Source organism: Achromobacter sp. DMS1, assembly GCF_001270295.1.
Window position 1 is genome coordinate 1 of the sequence record NZ_LHSJ01000267.1, and the last position, 5,429, is coordinate 5,429.

The 5,429-nt window shown below is 69.7% G+C and carries 4 protein-coding genes and 1 pseudogene; all 5 read right to left on the bottom strand.

Features of this window, described 5'->3' with window-relative positions; genetic code table 11:
• On the bottom strand, positions 1-593 hold a 593-nt coding region (locus tag AD428_RS22035), incomplete at its 3' end, for a metallophosphoesterase family protein (protein WP_053246592.1).
• The gene (locus tag AD428_RS22040; RefSeq protein ID WP_053246593.1) at positions 590-1,564 is read right to left on the bottom strand and encodes a diacylglycerol/lipid kinase family protein; all 975 of its coding nucleotides are present in this window, start codon (positions 1,562-1,564) and stop codon (positions 590-592) included. The genes AD428_RS22035 and AD428_RS22040, both read right to left, overlap by 4 nt.
• A 70-nt stretch (positions 1,565-1,634) precedes the next feature.
• Positions 1,635-3,434, bottom strand: a complete 1,800-nt coding sequence (locus AD428_RS22045; protein ID WP_053246596.1) for a gamma-glutamyltransferase family protein — start codon at positions 3,432-3,434, stop codon at positions 1,635-1,637.
• A 78-nt stretch (positions 3,435-3,512) separates the two neighbouring features.
• The gene (locus tag AD428_RS22050) at positions 3,513-5,027 is read right to left on the bottom strand and encodes an ABC transporter substrate-binding protein (protein ID WP_053246594.1); all 1,515 of its coding nucleotides are present in this window, start codon (positions 5,025-5,027) and stop codon (positions 3,513-3,515) included.
• A 177-nt stretch (positions 5,028-5,204) separates the two neighbouring features.
• A pseudogene (locus tag AD428_RS22055) lies at positions 5,205-5,429 on the bottom strand (LysR substrate-binding domain-containing protein); the annotation flags it as partial.

A 5,429-nucleotide genomic window follows, 5' to 3' on the forward strand; every position in this document is an offset into this window, starting at 1 on the left:
GCGCTGGCCGGCAGCACGTAGGGCAGATGGATGTGTCCGCCCAGCACCAGGTCCAGCCCTGCCTGCGCCCAGGCGGCCAGCGCGCGCTCGCGGTTGATGAGCAGGTTGGCCAGATCGGATTCTTCCTTGGCCCGCACGGGATGGTGCGCCACCACCACGCGCAACTGCCCGGGCCTGGCCTGGCGCAGGCGCTGCGCCACGCGGCCGATCTGGGCGTCGGAGATTTCGCCGTCCTTGCGGCGGCGCGGCCGCGTGGTGTTCACGCCTATGGCCAGCAGGCCGGGCGTTTCGAACACCGGTTCGAGCGCCGCGCCCAGCGCGCGCCGGTAGTTGCCATAGGGATCGAGCACCCGCGCAAAGAGATTGAAGAGCGGAATGTCGTGGTTGCCCGGCACCGCCAGCACCGGCAGCGACAACCGCTGCACGAACTTCCGGGCGGCGGCGAACTGGCCGCGGCGGGCGCGCTGGGTGATGTCGCCGCTCAGGACGACAAGATCGGGCTCGATGGCGCGCGCCACGTCGAGCACCGCTTCCACCACGGGCTTGCGCTCGGTGCCGAAATGCGTGTCGGACAGGTGGAGAATGCGCGTCATGGGCGGGCCGGGCGTGGGGAGCCGTCCGGAACGACCAGCGGCAGGGGCTCGGGCGACACCCTGAACTCGAGCGGCGTGTCCATCCAGGAGATTTCGCCGTCCATCGCCACCTTGACGCGGCGGCGATGGCGCACGTTGACGCGCAGGCGGTCGAAGCCGAAATTGACCACGTGTTCGGCATCGCCCAGCCGGCTGAGCAAGCCGCGCAGCAGCAGGCCGTAGAGCGCCAGGGCGCCCACCGGGCGCGCCGCCATGCCCACCAGGCGGCCGCGGTCGAGTTCATCGGCGGCAATGCCGATGTGTTCGAGCTGCAGACGATTGTTTCCCACCACCAGCGTGGGCGTGCGCAGCAGCCGCGACTTGCCTTCGTATTCGAGCTCCAGGCCGAGATGCCGCGGCTCGCGCATGAGCGTGACGATGCCGGACCACAGGGCGACCAGGCGGCTGCGGCCGAACTTCTGCTTATAGGCTTCGCGGTCTTCGAGCAACTGCGGATAGAGGCCCAGGCTGGCGTTGACCAGAAAGAGGCGGCCGTTGAGCAGGCCGACCTGCACCGGCCGCACCTCGCCGCCCAGCAGGCCGCGCAGGGCGTCTTCGGTGTCTTGCGAAATACCGTAGCAGCGACCGAAGTAATTGAAGGTGCCCTGCGGCAGGATGCCGAAAGGCACGCCCTGCCCCAGCACCGCCGCGGCGACCGCGCTGAGCGTGCCGTCGCCGCCCGCCCCCACCACGATGCCGCGCTCGCGCCGGGCGTCCAGCACGGCCTGCTGGGCAGCCTCGCCCAGCCGGGAGGGATCGTCTACCGGCATCAGCGCATGGCGCCGGCCGGATTCATGCAGCACGCGCCGGATGGTGTCCTGCAGGGCCTGTGCGTCGTTACGCCCCGACCCGGTGTTGAGGACGATGAAGAGGGGTTCTTTTCCCGTCAGCGGGGGAACCCCGGTTCCGGGGCTCGGCGTGTTGGGCGTCATGCGGCAAAGATACCCAAGCCGCCGACACCCCGCAAGCCGCCGGGCGTCCCTATACCGGGCGTCCCGGTTTTCAGCGCCCGACTGCGTAGGCCTGCATCAGGCGCGGCGTGGCGGCCGCGTGCAGCAGGCCGTCGGGATCGCGCGAGGCCGCGGTCAGCCGGCCCACCGACCAGGCCGGCACTTCCTCGATGCGGTGGCCGCGCCGGCGCAGCGCCTCGATGGTTTCGGCGCCGAAACTCGCTTCCAGCGCCAGGTGGCCCGGCTTGCGGTCGCGCGGATAGAACGAAGTGGGAAAGTGCATGGTGTGCGACATCGGCAGGTCGATGGCCTCCTGCAGGTTCAGGCCATGGTGCACGTGGCGCAGGAAGAAGAGCAGTTGCCATTGCTCCTGCTGGTCGCCGCCCGGCGTGCCGAAGGCGAGGCAGGGCTCGCCGTGGCGCAGCGCCAGCGTGGGCGTGAGCGTGGTGCGCGGCCGCTTGCCGGGAGCCAGCGTGCACGGCAGTCCTTCTTCGAGCCAGAACATCTGCGCGCGCGTGTTGAGGCCGAAGCCCAGCTCCGGAATGACGGGCGAGGACTGGAACCAGCCGCCCGACGGCGTGGCGCTGATCATGTTGCCCCAGCGGTCGATCACGTCGACGTGGGTGGTGTCGCCCCGCTTGGCCGAGGCGCGCATGTCGGCCATGGTGGGCTCGCTGGTGGCGCCGCCGGCTTCGGTGATGGGCGACAGGCGGGCCAGCGTGTCCATGACGCGCGCCACCTGCGCCTCGAAGCCGGGAATGCGGCCCGGCAGCAGTTCATGCGAGGCGCGCTCGCCGATCAGGGCTCGGCGGCGGGCGTTGTAGTCGTCCGACAGCAATTGCTCCAGCGGCACGTCCACAAAGGCCGGGTCGCCGTAATACGCCTCGCGGTCGGCGAAAGCCAGTTTCATGGCCTCGGTGAGGCGGTGCACGAATTCCGGACTGCCTGGCCCGGTGGACGCCAGGTCCATGTCGCGCAGCAGCGCCAGTGTCTGGAGGAATACCGGCCCCTGGCTCCAGGGGCCGGCCTTGGCCACGGTATAGCCGTGGTAGTCGTAGGTAACGGGCGCTTCGTAGCTCGCCGACCAGCCGGCCAGGTCGTCGGCCGTGATGATGCCGCGATGCCGCGCGCCGCTCTCGTCCATGGCCTCGGTGCCGCGCGCGAACCGGTCGATGGCCTCGGCCACGAAGCCCCGGTAGAAAGCATCGCGGGCCGCGTCGATCTGCCGGTCGCGGTCGCCGCTGGCGAGTTCGGCCTCTTCGAGCACGCGCCGCCAGGTGCGGGCCAGCGCCGGATTGCGGAAGAGCTTGCGCGCCTGGGGCACGCCGCCGCCCGGCAGGTAGAGCTCGGCGGTAGTGGGCCAGTGCGTCTCGAAGAATTCTTTCAGACCGGCGATGGTATTGGAAATGCGCGGCATGAGCGCGTGCCCGTGCTCCGCGTAATAGATGGCCGGCTCGAGCACGTCGCGCACGCGCATCGTGCCGTGGTCGCGCAGCAGCAGCATCCAGGCGTCGAACGCGCCGGGGATGACGGTGGCCAGCAGCCCGTTGCCGGGAATGAGGCTCAGCCCCTCGGCGCGGTAGCGCTCCAGCGTGGCGGCGGCCGGCGTCGTGCCCTGGCCGCACAGCACCTGCAGCCTGCCCGAACGCTGCGAATAGAAGATGGCCGGCACTTCGCCGGCCGGCCCGACCAGGTGGGGCTCCACCACCTGCAGCACGAAGCCCGCGGCGACACAGGCGTCGAAGGCGTTGCCGCCGCGCTCCAGCAGCGACATGCCGGAGGCGCTCGCCAGCCAGTGGGTGGAGGTGACGACGCCGAAGGAGCCCAGGATTTCCGGGCGGGTAGTAAACATCATGGTGTGTGTCCTGGCGGGCGGCCCGCGGGTGCCTGTTCTGGAAAACGGCGGGGCGGCGCGCGCCCCGCCGCGGTCTTACTTCGCGGCGGTAACGCCCTTCAGGCGGATCAGCCCGTCCGGATACGGCACGAAGCCCTCGATCTTCTTCTGCACGCCGAAGGTCCACGGCAGGTAGAACAGGTACACGATGGGACGCTGGTCCTGCATGATGGAAAGCACCTTGTCGTACAGTTCGCGGCGCTTGGCGGTGTCGGACTCCGCGCGGGCGGCGTTGAGCAGCTTGTCGGCCTCGGGATCGCAGAATTTGCCGTCGTTGAGGTTGCCCTTGCAGCTCAGGTACTGGTGGATGTTGCCGCTGGGGTCCACCCGGCCCGACCAGCCGCTCTGGCCCACCTGGAAATCGCCGCGCGCCAGCGACGATTGCAGCGAGGCGAACTCCACCGGGCGCAGGGTGATGTCGAAGCCGGCCTCGGCGCCCATGGCCTGCACCAGCTCGAACACCTGCTGCATGGTGGTGTTGTTGCCGTAGGTGATCTCGAACTTGACGCGGTCGTAGCCGGCCTGCTTGAGCAGCGCCCGCGCCTTCTGGGGATCGCGGCCGCCGTGCTCGAAAGCCTTGTCGTAGGCGAAGCTCGCCGGCGGGAAAGGCTGGTAGGCGGGCTGGAACATGCCCTCGCCCACCACCTGGTTGAGCACGTCGCGGTCGATGGCGAGGTCCAGCGCCTGGCGCACCCGCTTGTCCTTGGCCAGCGGATTGTCGGCCCGCGCGCCGTTGGCGATATTGACGGAAATCGCCTGGAATCCCAGCCCGGTGACGGGCGCCAGGCGCAGGCTGGCGTCGCCCTTGACGGTCTTGGCGTCGCTGGGCGCGACGCGCTCGATGATGTCCAGGTCGCCGGCGCGCAGATTGTTCAGGCGCACCGTGGAATCGGGCATGGGGGTGAAGACCACGCGGTCGAAATGGTAATTGGCCGCGTCCCAGTATTTTCCGAATTTCTCCAGCACGATGCGGTCGTTCTGGACGCGCTCCTTGAACTGGTAGGGGCCCGAGCAGACGGGCTTGCTGCCGGGGTCCTTGCCGAAGGTCGCGGGCGACAGCATCATGCCGGCGCGGTCGGAGAGCTGCGACAGCAGCGACGCATCGGGCTCGGAAAGCTTCAGCACCACGGTTTCCTTGTCGGGCGCCTCGACGCTGGCGATGGTGGCCAGTTCGCTCTTGCGGTTGCTGTCGGGCAGCGTGCGCGCCCGGTCGAGATTGGCCTTGACCGCCGCCGCGTCCACCGGCGCGCCGTCATGAAAGAGCGCGTCGGTGCGCAGCTTGAGCGTGAGCGTGAGGCCGTCGGGGCTGGTGGACCAGGATCTCGCCAATTGCGGCGCGAACTTCAGGTCGGGCGTGATGTCCACGAGCTTGTCGCACAGAGAGGCGAACACGATGCGGCCCACGAAGGTGCGCGCGCGCGCCGGGTCGAGCACGTCCGGGTCGTCTTGCAGGCCGATGCGGATCGTCGTCTGGGCCTGGACCAGGCCGGCATGACCCAGTCCGCCGGCCAGCATACCCGCCATCGCCATGGCAAGGCAGAATTTACGCATGAAGAATCTCCATCTGGCACCGGCGACGCCCCGCGCAGACGCGGGCGGCATCGCCGGCCGGACGTGTGACGGCTTCGGGCCCATCCCCGCTGCGCGCGTCCAGCCGGGATTCTGCGCCAAGTGTCCGGCGCTTGTACAGCCCGCGTCCGCAAGGCGCGGACAACCGGTCCGCCCGGGTCAGGGCAGGCGGCAGAATGCGGAGAAATCCGCCGCTTTCTCGACCTCCGCGCGCAGCTTGCCGACCAGCGGCCTGCCGTCGTCGCGCCGGTACTGGAACGAATACGGCAGCGCCTCGGGCTCGGGGTCGGCCGTCAGCACCTTCAGGCTGCCTTCCCGCGCCAGCGCGCCTGCCCAGTGGGCGGGCAGCAGGCCCACGCCCATGCCCTCGACCAGCATGCCCAC

Bases quoted from the DNA above. Each gene is read 5' to 3' on its own strand.
- AD428_RS22050 (WP_053246594.1), bottom strand. From the start codon at position 5,027: ATGCGTAAATTCTGCCTTGCCATGGCGATGGCGGGTATGCTGGCCGGC.
- AD428_RS22040 (WP_053246593.1), bottom strand. From the start codon at position 1,564: ATGACGCCCAACACGCCGAGCCCCGGAACCGGGGTTCCCCCGCTGACG.
- AD428_RS22045 (WP_053246596.1), bottom strand. From the start codon at position 3,434: ATGTTTACTACCCGCCCGGAAATCCTGGGCTCCTTCGGCGTCGTCACC.